Origin of the sequence: Micromonospora sp. LOL_024 (assembly GCF_048060415.1) — a bacterium.
Taxonomy (GTDB): domain Bacteria; phylum Actinomycetota; class Actinomycetes; order Mycobacteriales; family Micromonosporaceae; genus Micromonospora.
Window position 1 is genome coordinate 42,391 of sequence record NZ_JBHMIS010000001.1, and the last position, 16,617, is coordinate 59,007.

Annotated in this window: 12 protein-coding genes; 9 read left to right on the forward strand and 3 right to left on the reverse strand. The window is 72.1% G+C overall.

What is annotated here, in order from left to right; translation table 11 throughout:
* Positions 1-14 precede the first annotated feature (14 nt).
* Positions 15-3,956 carry a type VII secretion protein EccCa gene (gene eccCa / locus ACFHWY_RS00205; RefSeq protein WP_416578018.1) on the reverse strand — a complete coding sequence of 1,314 codons (3,942 nt, stop codon included), beginning with the start codon at positions 3,954-3,956 and terminating at the stop codon, positions 15-17.
* A gap of 102 nt (positions 3,957-4,058) precedes the next feature.
* Here eccCa and eccD point away from each other — a divergent pair, with 102 nt between their 5' ends.
* The gene (eccD, locus tag ACFHWY_RS00210) at positions 4,059-5,459 is read left to right on the forward strand and encodes a type VII secretion integral membrane protein EccD (RefSeq protein ID WP_416578019.1); all 1,401 of its coding nucleotides are present in this window, start codon (positions 4,059-4,061) and stop codon (positions 5,457-5,459) included.
* 28 nt (positions 5,460-5,487) lie between these two features.
* Here eccD and ACFHWY_RS00215 read toward each other — a convergent pair whose 3' ends face one another.
* Positions 5,488-5,994, reverse strand: coding sequence for an inorganic diphosphatase (locus ACFHWY_RS00215; protein ID WP_416578020.1), 507 nt, complete (start codon positions 5,992-5,994; stop codon positions 5,488-5,490).
* Between the two features lie 396 nt (positions 5,995-6,390).
* Between ACFHWY_RS00215 and dacB the strand changes: the two genes are divergently transcribed.
* The 4 genes from dacB to ACFHWY_RS00235 are packed head-to-tail and all read left to right on the forward strand — an operon-like array spanning position 6,391 to position 11,574.
* Entirely contained in the window at positions 6,391-7,836 is a 1,446-nt protein-coding gene (gene dacB / locus ACFHWY_RS00220) for a D-alanyl-D-alanine carboxypeptidase/D-alanyl-D-alanine-endopeptidase (RefSeq protein WP_416578635.1), read from the forward strand.
* 29 nt (positions 7,837-7,865) lie between these two features.
* A complete protein-coding gene (locus ACFHWY_RS00225) occupies positions 7,866-8,933 on the forward strand; it encodes a zinc-dependent metalloprotease (protein WP_416578021.1) in 1,068 nt (355 codons plus the stop codon).
* A gap of 11 nt (positions 8,934-8,944) precedes the next feature.
* The gene (gene tilS, locus ACFHWY_RS00230) at positions 8,945-9,940 is read left to right on the forward strand and encodes a tRNA lysidine(34) synthetase TilS (protein WP_416578022.1); all 996 of its coding nucleotides are present in this window, start codon (positions 8,945-8,947) and stop codon (positions 9,938-9,940) included.
* Positions 9,937-11,574, forward strand: a complete 1,638-nt coding sequence (locus ACFHWY_RS00235; protein ID WP_416578023.1) for a gamma-glutamyltransferase family protein — start codon at positions 9,937-9,939, stop codon at positions 11,572-11,574. Before tilS ends, ACFHWY_RS00235 begins: the two co-directional genes overlap by 4 nt.
* 43 nt (positions 11,575-11,617) lie before the next feature.
* Here ACFHWY_RS00235 and ACFHWY_RS00240 read toward each other — a convergent pair whose 3' ends face one another.
* On the reverse strand, positions 11,618-12,580 hold the full coding sequence (locus ACFHWY_RS00240; protein WP_416578024.1) for a GlxA family transcriptional regulator: 963 nt from the start codon (positions 12,578-12,580) through the stop codon (positions 11,618-11,620).
* Positions 12,581-12,731: 151 nt separating this feature from the next.
* Between ACFHWY_RS00240 and ACFHWY_RS00245 the strand changes: the two genes are divergently transcribed.
* From ACFHWY_RS00245 to folE, 4 genes are all read left to right on the forward strand, one after another.
* On the forward strand, positions 12,732-12,866 hold the full coding sequence (locus ACFHWY_RS00245; RefSeq protein WP_416578025.1) for a hypothetical protein: 135 nt from the start codon (positions 12,732-12,734) through the stop codon (positions 12,864-12,866).
* A 103-nt stretch (positions 12,867-12,969) separates the two neighbouring features.
* Positions 12,970-13,545 carry a hypoxanthine phosphoribosyltransferase gene (gene hpt / locus ACFHWY_RS00250; RefSeq protein ID WP_416578026.1) on the forward strand — a complete coding sequence of 192 codons (576 nt, stop codon included), beginning with the start codon at positions 12,970-12,972 and terminating at the stop codon, positions 13,543-13,545.
* A gap of 352 nt (positions 13,546-13,897) precedes the next feature.
* The gene (gene ftsH, locus ACFHWY_RS00255) at positions 13,898-15,913 is read left to right on the forward strand and encodes an ATP-dependent zinc metalloprotease FtsH (RefSeq protein ID WP_416578027.1); all 2,016 of its coding nucleotides are present in this window, start codon (positions 13,898-13,900) and stop codon (positions 15,911-15,913) included.
* A gap of 38 nt (positions 15,914-15,951) precedes the next feature.
* On the forward strand, positions 15,952-16,614 hold the full coding sequence (gene folE / locus ACFHWY_RS00260) for a GTP cyclohydrolase I FolE (RefSeq protein WP_416578636.1): 663 nt from the start codon (positions 15,952-15,954) through the stop codon (positions 16,612-16,614).
* Positions 16,615-16,617 lie beyond the last annotated feature (3 nt).

A 16,617-nucleotide genomic window follows, 5' to 3' on the forward strand; every position in this document is an offset into this window, starting at 1 on the left:
CCGTGGAGTCGGCGTCACTGTGGCGGAAGATGGGCCAACTGGACCAGGCGTACACCCTCACGTCGGGTGTGCAGCCGCCCACGTCCAGGCGGCAGCGGACCGGGCCGGACCGGGCCGACCAGCGCACCCTCCTCGGGGCTGCCCGACATCACCAGGCCCGAGGTAGACAGTTCACGCAGCCGCTGCACGAACGACTCGTACTGGGCCCGGGCGGCACCGCCGGAGCGCCGGACCAGCACCAGGTGCAGCCCTACGTCGCGGGCGTGCGGCAGGTGCTCCTCCAGCGCCCGCAGCGGGTTCGCCGGGCCGCTTGCCACCAGGTCGTAGTCGTCGACCAGGACGAACAGCTCCGGGCCGGACCACCACGACCGCTCGCGCAGCTGGGCCGGGCTGACCTGGGGCCCGGGAATCCGGGCCTGCAGGTAACCGGCGGCCGACTCGACCAGCTCGGCGGTGTGGGCGGCCGTGGTGCCGTACCCGATCAGGTGTGGCGTGGAGATGGCACCGAGCAGGCTGCGCCGGTAGTCCACCAGGATCACCCGGGCCTGTTCCGGCGCGAACCGGGTGATGATCGAGGTGGCCAGAGCGCGGAGGAACGACGACTTGCCGCACTCGGCGTCGCCGTAGACCACGAAGTGCGGCTCGGTGGCGAAGTCGAGGACCACCGGGCGCAGATCCGCCTCCGCGATGCCGACCGGGATCCGCAGACCGGTGGCGGCCGTCAGGTCGAGGTCCGGGTACGGCAGCACGGCCGGGAGCAGCCGCACCCGGGGCGCCAACGGCCCCGACCAGCCCTGCCTCACCTGTTGCACCAGACCGGCGGTGTCCGAGCCGGCCAGCTGCGGCAGCGCGGTGAGAAAGTGGAGGCTCGCAGAGGTGACACCCCGCCCCGGCGTCCGCTCGGGCACGTGCGTGGCGGCCCGCCGGGCGACCAGCGAGTCGGACGGGTCACCGAGCCGCAGCTCGACCCGGGAGCCGAAGAGGTCCCGGATACCCGGCCGGAAGTCCAGCCAACGCACCGCGGAGGCCACCACGTGCACGCCGTAGGACAGCCCTCGGGTTGCCAGGTCGGTGATCAACGGCTCCAGGTCGTCGTACTCGCCGCGCAGGGTCACCCACCCGTCGACGACGAGGAAGACGTCACCGAACCGGTCGGAGCCGGATCCGGCGACGCCGGCCTGGGCGTCGCGTCGCTGCCGCCAGGCGGCCATCGACTCCACCCCGAGTTCGGCGAAGGCCCGCTCACGGTCGGCCAGCAGGCTGGACACCTCACCCACGGTGCGTCGCACACCGGTGGGGTCGGCCCGCCCGGTGACACCGCCGACGTGCGGCAGGTCTCGCAGCGCGGCCAGTCCACCGCCACCGAAGTCGAGACAGTAGACCTGCACCTCGGGCGGGGTGTGGGTGAGCGCCAGCGCACAGACCAGCGTACGTAGCGCGGTGGACTTGCCGCTCTGCGTACCGCCGACCAGCGCGACGTGGCCGGCAGCGCCGTCCAGCGCCAGCCAGAGCAGGTCCCGGCGCTGTTCGTACGGCTTGTCGACCATCGCCACTGGTACCTGCAACGCGCCGTGCAGTTCGGGATTGTCGAAGGTCAACCCTCGGACCGGGTGTGCGGTGACGGGACCAACCAACTCGTCCAGTGCGGGAGCGTCCGCCAGCGGCGGCAACCACACCTGGTGCGCCGGTGGCCCCTGCCCGGCCAGCCGCGCGACCAGCAGATCCAGCAGGGTCTCCCGGCCGTCCTCCTCATCGACGACGGCTGGCGGAGCGGGCTGCGGCTCGGGAGTGAAGTGGGTGGAGAAGGCGAGTGGCCGGGGCCGGCCGGTCGCGGCCGTGCCGGCCGCCGCGCCGCGCCCCCGCACCGGGCCCGACACGTACGCGGTCTTGAACCGGGTCAGCGGCTCGGTGCCGAAGCGCAGGTAGCCGTGCCCCGGCGAGCGGGGCAGTTCGTACGCGTCCGGCGCGCCGAGCACCGTGCGGGACTCCAGCGTGGAAAAGGTGCGCAGACCGATCCGGTACGACAGGTGGGTGTCGAGTCCACGAAGCCGCCCCTCCTCAAGGCGCTGACTGGCCAGCAGCAGGTGCACGCCGAGCGACCGACCCAGCCGGCCGATCTGGACGAACAGGTCGACGAAGTCGGGTTTGGCCGACAACAGTTCCGAGAATTCGTCGCAGATCAGCAGCAGCGACGGCAGCGGGGCCAACGGGCTGCCGGCCGTCCGGGCCCGCTCGTAGTCGCGCAGGCTGGCGAAGTTGCCGGACCGGCGGAGCAACTCCTGCCGCCGGACCAGCTCGCCGTTGATCGCGTCGACCATCCGGTCGACCATCGGCAGCGCGTCCGCCAAGTTGGTGATCACCGCGGCGGTGTGCGGCAGCCGGTCGAACGAGGCGAACGTCGCCCCGCCCTTGAAATCGACCAGCACGAAGTTGAGCTGCTCGGAGGAGTGCGTGGCGGCCAGCCCGAGCACCAGGGTGCGGAGCAGTTCGGATTTACCGGAACCGGTCGCGCCGATGAGCAGCCCGTGCGGGCCCATGCCGTCCTGCGCCGACTCCTTCAGGTCCAGCTCGACAGCACCGCCGTCCACGCCGACGCCGATCGGCACCCGCAGCCGCTCCCGCGCCGCCGTCGGCGCCCAGCCCTGCTCGGCGGTGAAGCCCTCCGGTTCACCGATTCCGAGCAGCTCCGGCAGGCCCGGTTCGGCTCCGGGGGACGCCTCGGCGCCCCGGGCGGCGGCCAACCGCAGCGGCGCCAGCCGGCGCGCCACCGCCTCGGCCTCGGTGACCGTCAGCGCGTCGACCGTACCGACCTCGACGGTCTCGTCCACCGAATGGGAGTGCAACCGGCCGTCCCGCAGCTCCAGCCGCAGCGCGAACCGGTCCAGCAGCCGGGGCGCAGGGGTGTCCAGGTCGACCAGGGTCACCGCGTCGATGCCGCCGTCCCCGGCGAACTCGGTGGCGCCGGTCAGGTCGCCGCCGTCGAGCACCACCACCAGGTGCGGACCGTCGGTGGCGGGCCCGGCCGGGCTGAACCGGGACCGGCTATTCAGCACCTCGTGGAGTAGCCGTTCCAACTCCACCGCCGAGCTGGTCACCAGCCGGATCGGTCCGAGAGCGTCGGTGCGGGTCGGATGTTGGGCGTGCGGGAGCCACTTGACCCACTCCCAGCTGCTGCGCCGCTCCGGCCCGGCACAGACGGCGACGAGCAGCTCGTCCGGTGCGTGGAACACCGTGAGCTGGGTGAGCATCGCCCGGACCAGCGCCTGTGCGGCCGGAGACCCGGTGGTGCCGGCCGCCGTACCCTGGACGAAGACCCGGGCGAAGCTGCGCAGCGACAGGGCCACCGGCAGGTCCGGCACCACCGAGTACGCGTCCAGGAAGCGACGTAGCGCCCCGGCGGTCATCGGCTCCAACTCCTCCAACGGGCGGGTGACCGGCGGCACCAACGGTGTGGCCAGGGTCTGCGGCCCGACGGCGATCCGGACCACGGCGAAATCCGGATCGGTGGGGCGTCGCTCCCAGACCCGGTGGCTGTCCACCGTCGACCACAGCAGGGCCGGATCCGGGTGCCGGTAAGAGAGGCCGGCCCGCTGTCTCACCGCGGTCTGGCGTACCTGCCGCCGCAGCGTCGTCAGATGCCGCAGGTACTCCCGGCGAGCCGCCATCATCTCGGACTTCCTCGGCGTGCCCGAGGCGCTGCCCCAGGAGGTCACCAGCATCGCCAGCGAGGAGAGGCCGAACATGCCGCCGATCAGGTACGAGGACGCACCGCCGCCACGGCCGAACATCAGCGCCATCGCCACGGAGCCGCCGAGCAGCGGTAGCACCATCAGGATCTGCTGCCAGCGTGCGCCGGTGACGGCCGGGATCTCCGGAGGGGCCTGCACCGGCAGCTCACCGATCGGAATATCGGGTGCCGGACGCCGTGGTGGCCGCCGGATGACGACAGTGGACACATTCAACCTCCCGACGGCACAGGGTGACCCGAGCCTGGCTCATGGTAGGTAGGGTCCTCTCGTCCGCGCAGCCTCAGCCGCCGTCGAGATGGAGGTCGGTCGATGACAGTCGGGCTGGCCCGGGTCACCGTCAGCGCACCCCAGCGGCGGGTCGACGTGGCTCTACCGGAGCAGGTTCCCCTCGCCGAAGTGCTGCCAGAGCTATTGCGGCACGCCGGCGTCGGGCTCGCCGACGACGGGGAGCGGCACGGGGGCTGGCTGCTCCGGCGGGCCGACGGCAGCATGCTGGCCACCGGGCAGGCCCTACTCGCCCAGGGTGTCCGCGACGGTGAGGTGCTGCACCTGGTGCCGGCCCGCGCGCAGTGGCCCGAGCTGGCGTACGACGACGTGGCGGAGGCGATCGCTGATGGCGCCCGCCGCCGGGGCGACGCCTGGTCACCCCGGGCCACCCGGGCGGCCGCGTTCGCCGCCGCGGCTGTTCCGCTCGCCGTCGGCCTGCTCTCGTTGGCCGCCGGTGGCTCGGGTGAGCCCGCTGGCTGGCTGGCCGCCAGCCTGGTGGCGGCGCTGCTCCTGCTGGCCGGCACCGCGCTCTCCCGAGCCCAGGGCGACGGACTGGCCGGCGCCACCGTGGGCGGCTACGCGCTGCCGTACGGCGCCCTGGCCGGAGCCCTCGCCGTCAGCTCGGGCGACCCGGTGGGCCCGTTCGGCCCGCTGCGCTGGATCGGCGCCGCGGAGCTGCTCGCCGGCTCGGTGGCCCTGCTGCTGGTGTCGGTGCTCGGCCTGCTCGGGGTCGCCACCGGCCAGCGGGTCTTCGTGGCCGGCGTGGTGGTGGGCGCGGCCAGCGGACTGACCGCGCTCGGTGCGCTGCTGCTCGGTCCGGCCGGTGCGGGCGCCACGCTGCTCTGCGTGCTGGCCCTCGCGATCGGGGCGATCCCGCTGCTGGCGATCCGGCTGGGCAGGGTGCCCCTGCCGCCCGTCGACCTGCCGACCGGCACCCCCAACGACCCGTACGGAGCCCGTGACCTGCCGGACCGAGGGCGGGTCTACGCGGCCGTGGCGCGCACCGAGGAGATGCTGACCGGGATGCTGATCGGCCACGCCGTGCTGGCCGCGGCCGCCGCGATGGTCCTCGGCGTCACCGGCGGCAGCGCGGGCCGGCTGCTCGTCGGGGTTTGCTCGGCGGTGCTGTTGCTACGCGCCCGGCTCTTCGTCGCGGTCCGGCACCGGGTGCCACCGCTGCTCGCCGGCCTGGGCGGGTACGCGGTCCTCGGCGCGTCGCTCGCCGGTGTCGCCGGCCCGGCGGCGCGGCTCGCCCTGGCCGCCGGAGCAGTGCTGATCGCCCTGCTGGCGGTGGCCGGTGGCGCCACCTACGCCCGCCGGCCAGTCTCCCCGTACGTCGGGCGGGTCGCCGACCTCGCCGACACCGCCCTGGTGGTCTCCGTGGTACCGATCACCTGCGCGGTGCTGGGCCTGTACGAACGGGCCCGAGGGTTGCTCGGCTGAGCCGCCTCCCGGACAGGTTCGGGGCTGGTCAGTGCGGCGACTCGCCGCGCTCTTCGGCCTCCTTGGCCCGCCGGTACGACACGTGGATCTCGGCCTCGGCTTCGATTCGGCCCACCCACGTCGCGCCTTCGACCGACTTGCCGGGCTCCAGGTCCTTGTACACCTCGAAGAAGTGCTGAATTTCGAGCCGGTCGAACTCGCCGAGGTGGTGGATGTCGCGAAGGTGCTCCTGACGCGGGTCCTCGTAGGGAACGCAGAGGACCTTGTCGTCGCCGCCCTTCTCGTCCGTCATCCGGAACATGCCGATGGTGCGGCACCGGATCAGGCAACCCGGGAACGTCGGTTCGGGCACCAGCACCAGGGCGTCCAGCGGGTCGCCGTCGGCGCCGAGGGTGCCCTCGATGAAGCCGTAGTCGGCTGGATACTGGGTGGAGGTGAAGAGCGTGCGATCCAGCCGGATCCGGCCGGTGACGTGGTCCACCTCGTACTTGTTGCGGTGACCCTTGGGGATCTCAACCGTGACGTCGAAATCCATCTGCACGCTCCCTCGTTTGCCCACGCTGGCCTTACGGATCCGGAGACCGGCCCCGGCAGGCGTCAATGCTCACCCACCGACTCCGGCCGCCGCATAGTCTTCGGACCGAAGTAGTGTCACCCAGGCCGGTTCCCAGCGGGGAAGGAGGGGGTCGTGGGGAGGGAAGATTCACACAACCGTCCGGACGGCGCCGCCGACAATGGTAACGGCCAGCCACCGCCCAAGCCGGCGGCCGGGCGGGTGCCGGTGCCGGAGGCGCAGGTCCTCCGGCCGCAGTCCTCGACGCCGCCCACCTCGCCGGCCCCGGACAGTCCCAGCCCCACCACGCAGTCCGCGACGATCCCGGCCCGGGGCGCCGCCACCGTCGACCCAGCCGGGTACCCGCCTGACGGCTTGGTGCCACCGCCGTCCCCAGGTCGGCGGTTGCCGCTGGTGCTCGCCGCTGTCCTGGTGTTCGTGCTGGTGGCGGTAGGGCTGGTCGTGGTCCGGCCCGGCCCGGTCGGCCGATGGTTGGGCGACGGTGCCGCCGCCCCGGCGACCACCGAGCCGGCGGAGCCCACCCCGGTCGCGGTGCTGGCCGCCGCCGACATCGGCGCGCCGCAGCCAAGCGGGACGGGGCTACGGACGGTGCTCGACCCGCTGGTCGGTGACGCCGCCCTCGGCGGCCGGGTCAACGTGGCGGTGGCCGACGCGCTGACCGGGGAGTCGCTCTTTGACCGCGGTGGCGCGACGGGGACCGTGCCGGCCTCGGTGACCAAGCTGGTGACCGCGGTGACGGTGCTGACCGCCCGTGGCCCCGGCCACCGGATTCCGACCCGGGCGGTGGCCGGTGCACAGCCGGGCGAGGTGGTGATCGTCGGTGGCGGGGACCCGACGCTGGCGGCCGACGCCAAGGGCTTCTATCCGGGGGCCGCCAACCTCGCCGATCTCGCCGAACAGGTGCGGACGGCGCTCGGCGGGACCACGCCGACCAAGGTCACTGTCGACTCCTCGCTCTATCCCGGCCCGGTCCACGGGCCCGGGTGGGACGACGACATCCCCACCGGCGGATTCGGCGGGGCGATCACCGCACTGATGCTCGACGGGGCACGCGAGGACCCGAGGGCCGGCCGGGGCTGGGCCGAGCGGGTGCCACAGCCGGACCTGACCGCCGGCCGCGCCTTCGCTGAACTGCTCGGCGTACCAGCCGGGTCGGTGCGCAGCGGCACCGCGCCGCCAGCCGCGACCGGAGCGGCCCAGCCGTCGACCGGCGGTACCCAACCCGGCGCCGAACTGGGTGTGGTGAACTCGCCACCACTGATCCGGCTGGTCGACATCATGATCAGCGAGAGTGACAACATCGTCGCCGAGGCGCTGGCCCGGCAGGTCGCCCTGGCACGGGAACGGCCCGCCTCGTTCGCCGGTGCCGCCGAGGCGATGACCGAGGTGGTCTCCGAACTGGCCCTGCCGGCTAGCGGGCTGACCCTCGCCGACGGCAGCGGCCTGTCGCGGAAGAACCTGATCAGCCCGCTGCTGCTGACCGAGTTGCTGGTGCTCGCGGCCGGACCGGACCGGCCCGAACTCGGTGGCATCTTCGGTGGGCTGCCGGTGGGCGGCTGGTCCGGCACGTTGCGCGACCGGTACGGCGCCACCCCCGGAACCGTTGCCGGCGCCGGAGTTGTCCGCGCCAAGACGGGCACGCTGACCCGGGTACACGCCATTGCCGGGGTGGTGACCACGGCCGAGGGTCGTCTGCTCACCTTTGCCGTGCTCACCGACGACGTTTCGCCGGACGGGATGGAGCCGGCGCGGGCGGCACTCGACCGGATCGCCGCCGCCCTTGCCGGCTGCGGCTGCCGCTGAGGTGTCGCGGCGCGGGTACGGTGGGTCGCATGGCGCAGTTCGTGGACTGGGATCTGGCCACCGCTACCGCGGGGGCCCTGGGCAAGTCCGGCCCCCGGGTGACGTACGGCGAGGCCGCCGAGGTGGTCGCCGAGCTGCGCCGGCTGACCGACGAGGCGGCCGGGCACGTCGCCGACTACACGGGACTCACCTCGCAGGTGACGCATCCGCCGGTGCGGGTGGTCGACCGGCGTGACTGGGCCGCCACCAACGTCGCCGGCCTGCGCGAGGTGATCACCCCGTTGGTCGGCCGGCTCTCGCAGGACAAGCAGCCCGGCGCGCTCACCGAGGCGATCGGCTCCCGGGTCACCGGGGTGCAGGCCGGCACCGTGCTGGCGTACCTGTCCGGCCGGGTGCTGGGGCAGTACGAGGTCTTCTCCGCCGACCCGGGGAAGCTGCTGCTGGTCGCGCCGAACATCGTCGAGGTGGAGCGCAAGCTGGGGGCCGACCCGCGCGACTTCCGGCTCTGGGTCTGCCTGCACGAGGTCACCCACCGCACGCAGTTCACTGCCGTGCCCTGGATGCGGGCGTACTTCCTCGGTGAGGTGCAGGCGTTCGTGGATGCCGCGCAGGGCGGCGAACACCTGCTGGAGCGGCTGCGCCGGAGCGCGAGCACCCTGGCCGACGTGGCCCGTGACCCGCAGAGCCGGGCCAGCGTGCTGGACATCGTGCAGACACCAGGCCAGCGGGCCGTGCTGGACCGGTTGACCGCGCTGATGACCTTGCTGGAGGGGCACGCCGAGTTCGTGATGGACGGCGTCGGGCCGCGGGTGATTCCGAGCGTCGAACGAATCCGGGCCGGCTTCAACAGGCGCCGCGAGGCGGGCAACCCGGTGGAGAAGGCGGTCCGGCGGCTGATCGGCATCGACGTCAAGATGCGGCAGTACGCGGAGGGCCGCAAGTTCGTGCACAAGGTGGTGGACCGGGTCGGGATGGCCGGCTTCAACCGGATCTTCGAGTCGCCGCTGACCCTGCCCCGGTTGACCGAGCTGAGCGATCCGGACGTCTGGGTGGCGCGGGTGCACGGATCGGTCGGTCCAGTGTCGAGCGCCGGCTGAGCGCGACGTCGATGGCCGCGCTCGCCCCGCCGGTCGCCGCGATCCGGGTCGCGGTCCGCCGCGCGATGGCCGGTCTGCCGGCGTCCGGGCCGGTGCTGGTGGCCTGCTCCGGCGGGGCGGACTCGCTGGCGTTGGCTGCCGCCGCGGCGTTCGTAGCGCCCCGGACGGGTGGCACCGCAGGTCTGGTCACCGTCGACCACGGGCTGCAGGAGGGGTCGGCGCGGCGGGCCGAGGCGGTGGCGCGGTGGGCGGAGCGGGCCGGTCTGGCACCGGTGGACGTGGTCCGGGTCCAGGTGGCCGGCCGGCCGGGTGGACCCGAGGCGGCCGCCCGCGAGGCCCGCTACCAGGCGCTGACGGAGGTCGCCGGGCGGCATCGCGCGGTGGCCTTGCTCACCGGGCACACCCGGGACGATCAGGCGGAGACGGTGCTGCTCGCCCTGGCCCGAGGCGCCGGCCCGCGTGGACTCGCCGGCATGCCGCCCCGCCGGGACCTCGCGGGGACACCGCTGGTCCGGCCGTTGCTGGAGGTGGGGCGGCTGGAGACCCGCGCCGCGTGCCTGGCACTCGGGTTGACGCCGTGGGAGGACCCGCACAACCTGGATCCCGCGTACGCCCGGTCCCGGATCCGCGCCGACGTGCTGCCGGCACTGGTCCGGTCGCTGGGTCCGGGTGTGCTCGACAATCTCGCCCGTACCGCTCGGTTGACGGCGGCGGACAACGAGTTCCTGGACGAGTTGGCCGGCAAGGCCCTGACCGGGGCGCGACACCCCGACGGCGGATTGGCCGTCAAGGTGCTGGCCGACCTCGCTCCCGCGATCCGTGGCCGGGTGCTGCGCGCCTGGGCTCACGAGTTGGGTGCGCCGCCGGCCGCACTGTCGTATCGGCACGTCGTCGCCCTGGAAACGCTGGTCACCGCATGGCGTGGACAGCGGGCCACCTACCTGCCGGGCGGGCTGCGGGTGCTCCGCCGCGCCGACCGGCTGGTGTCGGAGGAACCCGGGGGATGACCTACCCGAGGCAGCCGCTGCTCGCCCCGCACGCCGCGGTGGCCACCAGCCAGCCGTTGGCCGCGGCGGCCGGGTTGGCCGTGTTACGGCGCGGCGGCAACGCCGTAGACGCCGCGCTGGCCACCGCCATCACCCTGACCGTGGTACAGCCGCCGTCGAACGACATCGGTGGCGACCTGTTCGCCATCGTGTGGGACGGGCACCGGCTGTACGGTCTGAACGCCTCCGGTCGATCACCCGCCGCACTGACCCGCGACCTGGTACTCACCGCGACCGGCGGGCGGGGTGCCGAGCCGGCCGACGCGCTGGGCGGCGCCCAGGCTGCCGGCCGGGCGTTGCCGGCCCGAGGCTGGCTGCCGGTGACCGTGCCGGGCGTGCCGGCGGGCTGGCGTGACCTGCACGACCGGTTCGGTTCGGTGCCGTTCGCCGACCTCTTCGTCGATGCGATCGGCTATGCCGAACAGGGGCATCCCGTCTCCACCGCCACGGCGGCGGCCTGGGCCCGGGCGGTGGCGGCACACGCGGACCTGGTCGGCCCCGAGTACCCGGAATTCGCTCGGGTCTTCGCGCCGGGCGGCCGGGCGCCCCGGGCGGGCCAGCGGTGGCGCAACCCGGACGCGGCCCGGACGCTGCGGTTGATCGCGCAGAGTCGGGCCGAGGACTTCTACCTGGGCCGGATCGCGTCGGCCCTGGCCGACCACGCCGCCCGTACCGGCGGGCTGCTCACCGCCGACGACCTGGCCTCTCATGCCAGCACCTGGGTCGACCCGGTGTCGGTGCGTTACCGGGGCCACGAGGTGTGGGAGCTGCCGCCGAACGGGCAGGGGCTGGCCGCTCTGCTTGCCCTGGGCATCCTTAACGGGTTCGAGCCGGGTGAGCCGACGCGGTGGACGCACCGCAAGATCGAGGCGGTCAAGCTCGGCTTCGCCGACGCGCACGCGCAGGTCGCGGACCCCGACCGCACGCCGGTGCCGGTCGCCGCGCTGCTCGCGCCCGGGTACCTGGCCCAGCGCCGGAAAGCCGTAACGGAGGCCGCCACCGACCCGGTGGCCGGCGAACCGGAGCGCGGCGGCACGGTCTATCTGTGCACGGCCGACGCCAACGGCATGATGGTCAGCCTGATCCAGTCCACCTATCTGTCCTTCGGCTCGCACGTGGTGCTGCCCGGGTATGGCTTCGCGCTGCAGAACCGTGGCCTCGGCTTCCGGCTCGACGCCGACCACCCGAACGTGGTCGGCCCCGGGAAGCGGCCGTACCACACCATCATTCCCGGCTTCCTGACCAGGCAGGGAGCGCCGGTCGGGCCATTCGGGGTGATGGGCGGGCACATGCAGCCCCAGGGTCACGTCCAGCTGATCTCGGCGACCGTGGACGCGGGGCTCGACCCGCAGGCGGCGCTGGACGCGCCGCGCTGGTACTGGCACGCGGGCCGTTCGCTGCTGGTCGAGGAGCAGTTCGCCACCGGGCCCGGTGGCGCGGCGCTGATCGCCGACCTGCGGTCCCGGGGCCACGAACTCGCCGTCGCGCCCGAGCCCTCCGTCTTCGGTTACGGCCAGGCGATCTGGCGCCGTGCCGAGGGTGGTTACGTCGCCGGTTCCGAGTCTCGGGTCGACGGCGGTGTCGGCGGCTTCTGAGCTGCTCGGCGGGTCGGCGGACCGGCCGATGTGTCCCCGCGGATCAGCAGGCCGGCGCGCGTTCGCGGAACGTGGTGCGGTACGCGTGTGGGGTGGCGCCGACCCGGCGGGTGAAGTGGTGGCGCAGTGCCGCGGCATCACCGAAGCCGGCCCGGTCGGCGACCGTCTCCACGGAGAGTCCGGTCTCCTCCAGCAGCCGGCGGGCCAGCAGCACCCGCTGGTTGGTCAGCCAGTCGTGCGGAGTGGTGCCGGTCTCGGCCCGGAACCGCCGGGCGAACGTACGCGGGGACATGCCGGCCCGCGCGGCCAAATCGTCGACGGTCGTCTGTTGCTCCAGACGCCCCATCAGCCACTCCAGCACCGGCTCGAGGGTGGGCGCGGACGGCGCCTTCGGTATCGGCGCCTCGACGTACTGGGCCTGTCCGCCGTCGCGGTGTGGCGGCACCACCATCCGCCGGGCCAGTCGGGTGGCGACGGCCGAGCCGTGTTCCTGGCGTACCAGGTGCAGGCTGGCGTCGATGCCGGCGGCCGTGCCGGCACTTGTGAGCAGCCGACCGTCCTGCACGTAGAGCGAGTTGCAGCGGACCTGGGCGTGAGGGTGTCGACGCTGCAACTCGTCCACGTACAGCCAGTGGGTGGTGCACTTCCGGCCGTCGAGCAGTCCCGCCTCGCCCAGTAGGTACGCGCCCGCGCACACGCTGAACAGGTAGGCCCCCCTTTCGGCGGCCCGGCGGAGCGCCTCGTGTACCTGGGCCGGGGCGGTGATCCTGGGATTGTGCGCGGGGACCGCGACCAGATCCGCCTCCTCCATCGGTTCCAGGTCGGCGTTGGGCACGAGGTGGAAACCGGCCGAGGTGCGTACCGGGGCCCGGTCCGGGCTGCACACGTCGAAGCGGTAGCTGGGCAGTCCGTCGGCGGTGCGGTCGGTGCCGAACACCTCGGCGAGTACGCCGAGTTCGAACGGGGCGACGCCATCCAGGACGACCACTGCGACCGAGCGAAGCATGTGACGAGGTTAACCGCACAGGTGGCTGAAAGTCGAGCATGTATGGCATTCCTGCCACTGTCTGGGCGCTTTTCGGGTACGCAGACCGACAGATGTCCGGTGCGCACCGGCGGCGACAGACATCCACGAACGCCAGAAAGCGAGCGCCGCCATGGGTTTCCTGATCTTCCTGCTCTTCTTCCTCCTCCTTGTCGTGCTCTCCGCCACCGGGCTGACGGCCGACAGCCGGGACTCGGCCGACTGGAAGCCGTCCGACGGCGGACACCGGTGGCGATCCCGCCCCTGATGAGATGATCTGTACCCGGTGTGGCATAAATCCAGGCCGGAGTCGCCCCGCAAAGGTGCGGCCCCGGCGACGGCGTACCCGGGGCGTACGGCAGGCTATGGGCATGGCTGACGGCTCCTGGTACGACGCCGACATCGACCACGTGATCATTTCCGAGGCGCAGATCCGCGAGAAGACCGTGGAGCTGGCCAAGCAGGTCTCCGCGGACCATGCTCACGTCACCGACGGGTTGCTGCTCGTCTGCGTACTCAAGGGGGCGGTCATGTTCATGGCCGACTTCGCCCGGGCGCTGGGCCGTCAGGGCCCTCCCGCCGAGCTGGACTTCATGGCCATCTCGTCGTACGGACAGGGGACCACCTCCTCGGGCGTGGTCCGGATTCTCAAGGACCTCGACCGGGACATCGCCGGCCGGCACGTCGTCGTCGTGGAGGACATCGTCGATTCCGGGCTGACCCTCTCCTGGCTGCTGCGTTATTTGGAGTCACGGTCGGCGGCGAGCGTCGAGGTGGTCGCGCTGTTCCGCAAGCCGGACGCCGTGAAGGTGACGGTGCCGGTCAAGTACGTCGGCTTCGACATCCCGACCGAGTTCGTAGTCGGGTACGGCCTCGACTTCGGCGAGCGTTACCGCGAGCTGCCGTACGTCGGCGTGCTCAAGCCGGAGGTCTACGCCCGCTCGTGACCCTCCACCCGCCGGCCGACCCCAGACCCGGCCGGCCCAGACCCGGCCGCCCGCGCCCGACCGACATTCAGCCGACTTTCAGCTGACCGGACTACCGTGAATCCCGGTGGTACGGAGGTCTGCTCCGAGCCACGCCGGCTGACATCAGGTTCGCCGTGCGCGTAAGTGCTGGGCTCGCCAGCTCACACCGGTCTCGTACGGTGTACCGTCGAATGACCGTGGTGCGGCAATCCGCGCCCCGGGGTCGAGGCCGGCCCGCACGGCGGCTCCGGCAGCCGCCCAGGCGGCGACACCCACAGTCGGTCAGGACGTCGATCAGGAGGATGCGGGCGTCTCGGCGCTCGACAACAGCATGGAACGTACGCGTTTCTTCCGCCGACCGGTGTTCTGGGTCATCCTGGTCATCCTCGGCGCCGTCGTGCTCAGTCAGTTGTTCACCGGTGGTCCCAGCTACCACCGCGTGGACACATCCGTCGCGCTGGACCAGCTCAACAAGGGCGGCATAGAGAAGGTCGTCTTCCAGGACAAGGAACAGACGATCCAGCTCGAACTGGCCGAGGAGGCCGAGTTCGATGACACCACCACCAAGCTGATCGAGGCTCAGTTCCCGTACGAGGTCGGCAACGAGGTCTGGAACCAGGTCCTCGACGCCAAGGCCAACAACCGGGTCACCGGGCCGGCCGACACCGAGGTGTCGTCGGACAGCATCTGGGTCAGTCTGCTGGTCAACCTGCTCCCCATCGTCCTGCTCGTGCTCCTGCTGCTGTTCTTCATGTCGCAGATGCAGGGCGGCGGCTCCCGGGTGCTCAACTTCGGCAAGTCCAAAGCCAAGATGATCACCAAGGACACGCCGAAGACGACGTTCGCGGACGTCGCCGGCGCCGAGGAGGCCGTCGAGGAACTGTACGAAATCAAGGATTTCCTGCAGAACCCGGCGAAGTACCAGGCGCTCGGCGCGAAGATCCCGAAGGGCGTACTCCTGTTCGGTCAGCCCGGCACCGGTAAGACGCTGCTCGCCCGGGCCGTCGCCGGCGAGGCCGGGGTGCCGTTCTACTCGATCTCCGGATCCGACTTCGTGGAAATGTTCGTCGGTGTCGGTGCGAGCCGAGTCCGCGACCTCTTCGAGCAGGCCAAGGCGAATGCGCCCGCCATCGTCTTCGTCGACGAGATCGACGCCGTCGGCCGGCACCGTGGCGCCGGCATGGGCGGCGGCCACGACGAACGCGAGCAGACTCTCAACCAGTTGCTCGTAGAGATGGACGGGTTCGACGTCAAGGGCGGCGTCATCCTGATCGCCGCCACCAACCGGCCGGACATCCTCGACCCGGCGCTGCTGCGCCCGGGCCGGTTCGACCGGCAGATCCCGGTCGACGCCCCCGACATGGAGGGCCGCAAGGCCATCCTCCGGGTGCACGCCAAGGGCAAGCCGTTCACCCCCGACGTGGACCTCGACGCGGTGGCCAAGCGGACGCCGGGTTTCAGCGGCGCCGACCTGGCGAACGTGATCAACGAGGCGGCCCTGTTGACCGCCCGCAAGGACCAGCGGGCGATCTCCAACGAGTCGTTGGAGGAGTCGATCGACCGGGTCATCGCCGGCCCGCAGCGGCGTACCCGGGTGATGAGTGACCAGGAAAAGAAGATCACCGCGTACCACGAGGGCGGGCACGCGCTGGTCGCCTGGGCGCTGCCGCATGCCGCGCCGGTGCACAAGGTGACGATCCTGTCCCGCGGCCGGTCCCTCGGTCACACCCTGGTGCTGCCGACGGAGGACAAGTACACCCAGACCCGGGCCGAGATGATCGACACCCTGGCGTACGCGCTGGGCGGCCGGGCCGCCGAGGAACTCGTCTTCCACGAGCCCACCACCGGTGCCGGCAACGACATCGAGAAGGCCACCCAGTTGGCCCGCGCGATGATCACGCAGTACGGCATGAGTTCCAAGCTCGGCGCGATCAAGTACGGCACCAGCGGTGACGAGCCCTTCCTCGGCCGCAACATGGGCCACGAGCGGGACTACTCCGACGTGGTCGCCGCCGAGATCGACGGCGAGATGCGGGCACTGATCGAACTGGCTCACGACGAGGCCTGGGAGATCCTGGTCGAGTACCGGGACGTTCTGGACAACATCGTGCTCGAGCTGATGGAGAAGGAGACTCTCTCCACCGCCGACATGGCCCGGATCTGTGCCCGAGTGGTCAAGCGGCCGCCGATGGCACCGTACAACGGCTTCGGCAAGCGGCAGCCCTCGACCGAGCCGCCCGTGCTCACCGCGGCGGAAAAGGACTCGCTCAAAGTGCAGGCCGAGGCTGACGGCGCCCAGGCGACGGTCGGTGGCGCCAGTTCGAACAACTCGGACGGTTCGCACTGAACACCGACGACCCGGCGGCCAGTCCTCCACAGCGGGGACTGGCCGCCTCCGCCACCGAACCCGACACCGACAATCTCGACTACATCGCCGCACGGCTGGTCAACGGCCGGCTCACCGGCCGCCCAGTCGAGGACGCCGTGGATCTCGGACGGATCGAGAAGGCCGTCCGCGAGATCCTGATCGCGGTCGGGGAGGACCCGGACCGCGACGGGCTCCAGCAGACCCCCGCACGAGTGGCCCGGGCGTACGCCGAACTCTTCGCCGGCCTGCGCGTCGACCCGGCCACCGTGCTCACCACCACCTTCGAGGCCAACCACGAGGAGTTGGTGCTCGTCCGGGACATCGACGTGATGAGCCTCTGCGAGCACCACCTGCTGCCGTTCCGCGGCAGTGCCCACATCGGCTACATCCCCGGTCCCGACGGACGGATCACCGGCCTGTCCAAGCTGGCCCGGCTGGTCGAGGTATTCGCGCGCCGGCCGCAGGTACAGGAACGGCTCACCTCGCAGATCGCCGACCTGCTGATGGAACGGCTTGCACCGCGCGGCGTGATCGTCGTGCTGGAGTGCGAACACATGTGCATGGCGATGCGCGGCATCCAGAAATCAGGTGCCAGGACGATCACGTCAGCGGTACGGGGTACCCTCCAGCGGGACGCCAAGTCCCGCGCCGAGGCGATGGCCCTGATCTTCCACCGCTGACCG

What these genes read in the sequence shown, in the direction of transcription:
- ACFHWY_RS00215 (WP_416578020.1), bottom strand. Translation starts at nt 5,994, where the DNA reads ATGGATTTCGACGTCACGGTTGAGATCCCCAAGGGTCACCGCAACAAG.
- ACFHWY_RS00225 (WP_416578021.1), top strand. Translation starts at nt 7,866, where the DNA reads ATGGCGCAGTTCGTGGACTGGGATCTGGCCACCGCTACCGCGGGGGCC.
- ACFHWY_RS00245 (WP_416578025.1), top strand. Translation starts at nt 12,732, where the DNA reads ATGGGTTTCCTGATCTTCCTGCTCTTCTTCCTCCTCCTTGTCGTGCTC.
- ACFHWY_RS00235 (WP_416578023.1), top strand. Translation starts at nt 9,937, where the DNA reads ATGACCTACCCGAGGCAGCCGCTGCTCGCCCCGCACGCCGCGGTGGCC.
- eccD (WP_416578019.1), top strand. Translation starts at nt 4,059, where the DNA reads ATGACAGTCGGGCTGGCCCGGGTCACCGTCAGCGCACCCCAGCGGCGG.
- hpt (WP_416578026.1), top strand. Translation starts at nt 12,970, where the DNA reads ATGGCTGACGGCTCCTGGTACGACGCCGACATCGACCACGTGATCATT.
- ftsH (WP_416578027.1), top strand. Translation starts at nt 13,898, where the DNA reads ATGGAACGTACGCGTTTCTTCCGCCGACCGGTGTTCTGGGTCATCCTG.
- tilS (WP_416578022.1), top strand. Translation starts at nt 8,945, where the DNA reads ATGGCCGCGCTCGCCCCGCCGGTCGCCGCGATCCGGGTCGCGGTCCGC.
- ACFHWY_RS00240 (WP_416578024.1), bottom strand. Translation starts at nt 12,580, where the DNA reads ATGCTTCGCTCGGTCGCAGTGGTCGTCCTGGATGGCGTCGCCCCGTTC.